The sequence below is a fragment of the Bacillota bacterium genome, from assembly GCA_023511835.1.
Taxonomy (GTDB): domain Bacteria; phylum Bacillota; class Sulfobacillia; order JAIMAT01; family JAIMAT01; genus JAIMAT01.
This window is the reverse complement of sequence record JAIMAT010000147.1, coordinates 1-2,172: the sequence shown is the minus strand read 5'-3', so window position 1 is coordinate 2,172 and position 2,172 is coordinate 1. Positions and strand designations below refer to the sequence as shown.

General features: G+C 73.6%; 5 protein-coding genes. All 5 read right to left on the bottom strand.

The features are described 5' to 3' along the window. The coding region (locus K6U79_11560) for a metal-dependent hydrolase (GenBank protein ID MCL6522990.1) at positions 1-349 on the bottom strand (349 nt) is incomplete at its 3' end. Between the two features lie 3 nt (positions 350-352). Continuing rightward, positions 353-892, bottom strand: coding sequence for a hypothetical protein (locus tag K6U79_11555; protein MCL6522989.1), 540 nt, complete (start codon positions 890-892; stop codon positions 353-355). Continuing rightward, positions 889-1,230: a hypothetical protein gene (locus tag K6U79_11550; protein MCL6522988.1), complete on the bottom strand. Its 342-nt coding sequence runs from the start codon at positions 1,228-1,230 to the stop codon at positions 889-891. Before K6U79_11550 ends, K6U79_11555 begins: the two co-directional genes overlap by 4 nt. Positions 1,231-1,378: 148 nt before the next feature. After that, the gene (locus K6U79_11545) at positions 1,379-1,678 is read right to left on the bottom strand and encodes a SpoVG family protein (GenBank protein MCL6522987.1); all 300 of its coding nucleotides are present in this window, start codon (positions 1,676-1,678) and stop codon (positions 1,379-1,381) included. A 57-nt stretch (positions 1,679-1,735) separates the two neighbouring features. After that, positions 1,736-2,170: a DNA repair protein RadC gene (locus K6U79_11540; protein MCL6522986.1), complete on the bottom strand. Its 435-nt coding sequence runs from the start codon at positions 2,168-2,170 to the stop codon at positions 1,736-1,738. Positions 2,171-2,172: the final 2 nt, after the last annotated feature.

The following is a 2,172-nucleotide window of genomic DNA, read 5'->3' as shown; positions in this document are numbered from 1 at the left end:
CCGCGAGGGCGAGCCAGGCGGCCCAAGGAACGCCTTGGTCCAAGGCGAGGCCTCCGGCCAAGGAGAGCACCCCGGCGGCCAGCGCAGCGCCGAGGGAGTGCGTCTCGCCCCGATGCCAGATCACGCGGCCGCCGAACCATCGCCGGCCGGTGGCGACGAAGCCGGTGCGGTGGTTGGGCACGGTCACCGCCGGCCAGGGCACGTAGCGGCCGAGGAACGAGCCGGGATGGTCGACGTCGGGCAGCACTGAGCCCAGGGCACCGGCTGCCAGTGCTGCCGCCGGCGCCCCAAGGTGCAGGAAGGGGGCGGCCAGGGCCGCCCCCACGAGAAGGTGGATCTCGCCGCGCATGGTCTACCGCTCCAGTGCGACCTCGAGCGCTCGCTGCTGGCGGAAGGCCGGCACGCGGCCGGGGATCTCCTCCCAGCGGAGGGCGAGCGGATCCCGAGCGTTGTAGGGTTGGCGGGGCAGGAGGACGGCGATGCCGGCCCGCCGGTAGGCTTTCGCGGCGGCTGGGTCGTCGTCGATGGCGAACTCGACGCCGAGGAGCCGGGCGTACTCGGCCTTCTTCCGGGCGGAGGCGGCGAAGACGATCGGCGCCTCGGGGAAGCCGTGCGCCCGCAGCCAGCGCCGGCTCACCTCGCCGGCCTGGACGGGGCGGGAAGTGAGATAGATGAGCCGGTCGTGACGGGCCAGCGTCTGGACCCCCGCGACGGCACCGGGCAGCGGTCGGGCCCGCTCCAGCACGTCGAGGCCCGCTCCCGCCCACCATTCGCGGGTCACCGGAGCCCAGTGGGCGACGAAGCGCTCCAGGCGCTCGGCACCCGGGAAGAGTCGCCGCATCTCGGCGTTGGTATCGGCCAAGGTGTTGTCCAGGTCCACGGCGATGGTCATGACGGATCAACCCCCTTCTGCCGGGCGAGCTCCTCGCGGAGCGCCCGCACCTCGCGCATCTCCTTCCTCCGCTGACGCCCGCGCCAGGCGAAGAAGAGCCCTGCCCACCCGAGGGGCCCCGCCGCCAGGCCCACCACCACTCCCAGGGCGAGGAGCATCCACTTCGCCTGGCCGAGGCCCACCCGCCAGAGCGCGCGCAGGGCGCCCCGGAAGCTCCGGTCCTCGATCCCCGGCCACTTCCTGCGGATGAGCCAGAGCACGCCCGCGTCAGCGAGGAAGACGAGCCCCAGCGCGGCGAGCGGAAGCAGCATCTCGCCCCACGCCCTCAGAGCGTCCACCCTCGGTCACCTCCTCAAGGCTCACGACCAGCTCCCGCCGGAGCCGGAGGAGCGCGTCCAGGGGGCCGGGAGGCCCCGAGCGGAGGACGCGCTCCAGCTCGTCGGCGAGCGCCCACGCGCGCTCAAAGCCCTCCCGGCTCCACACGGCCTAGCGCTCCAGCGCCCCCGCCGCCTCGCGCTCGTGGGCGCGGGCGCGCGCCTTCTCGTAGGCGCCCAAGACGGCCTTGGAGAGCGCCTCGCGGGCCTCGGCGGTGACGGGGTGGGCGTACTCGCGGTAGCTCCCGTCGGACTCCGGCCGGGCGGGAAGCGCGACGAAGGGCCCCTTTTCGCCCTCCATCACGCGCACGCCGTGGAGGGCCCACGCGCCGCCCAGGACCACGTCGCAGATGGCCCGGGCATGGCCCTCCTGCTCCCGGAAGAGATGGAGCTTCTGCACCTGGATCTCCATGAGGGGTTCCCCCTTTCCCCGGGCCTCGCACCCCGGGCTGTCCTCGCTGTGTTCCGCCTAGACCAGGCCCCGCTCGCGGAGGCTCACGTACGCGCGGTCACCGATAACCAGGTGGTCGAGGAGCTCGACGCCGAGAAGCCGCCCGGCCTCCACCAAGCGCTTTGTCACCGCCACGTCGTCCGGGCTCGGCTCGGGATCGCCGGAGGGGTGGTTGTGGGCGACGATGACCGCAGCGGCGTTGGCCAGGAGCGCCGCCGTGAAGACCTCCCGGGGATGGGCCGGAGCGGAGTCGATGTCCCCGACGCCCACCTCGTGGATGGCGTGGACGGTGCGGCGCGTGCTCAGGTAGAGCGCCACGAACCGCTCCCGGTCCGACCGCTCGATGAGGGGCCTGACCATCCGCACCGCATCCCTTGGGCTCCTGATGGTCCTCCCCGCGTACGAGACCGACCGCTCGCGCACGAGCTCCACGCGCACGACCTCGACCCGCACCA

What these genes read in the sequence shown, in the direction of transcription:
- K6U79_11555 (MCL6522989.1), bottom strand. Translation starts at nt 892, where the DNA reads ATGACCATCGCCGTGGACCTGGACAACACCTTGGCCGATACCAACGCC.
- K6U79_11545 (MCL6522987.1), bottom strand. Translation starts at nt 1,678, where the DNA reads ATGGAGATCCAGGTGCAGAAGCTCCATCTCTTCCGGGAGCAGGAGGGC.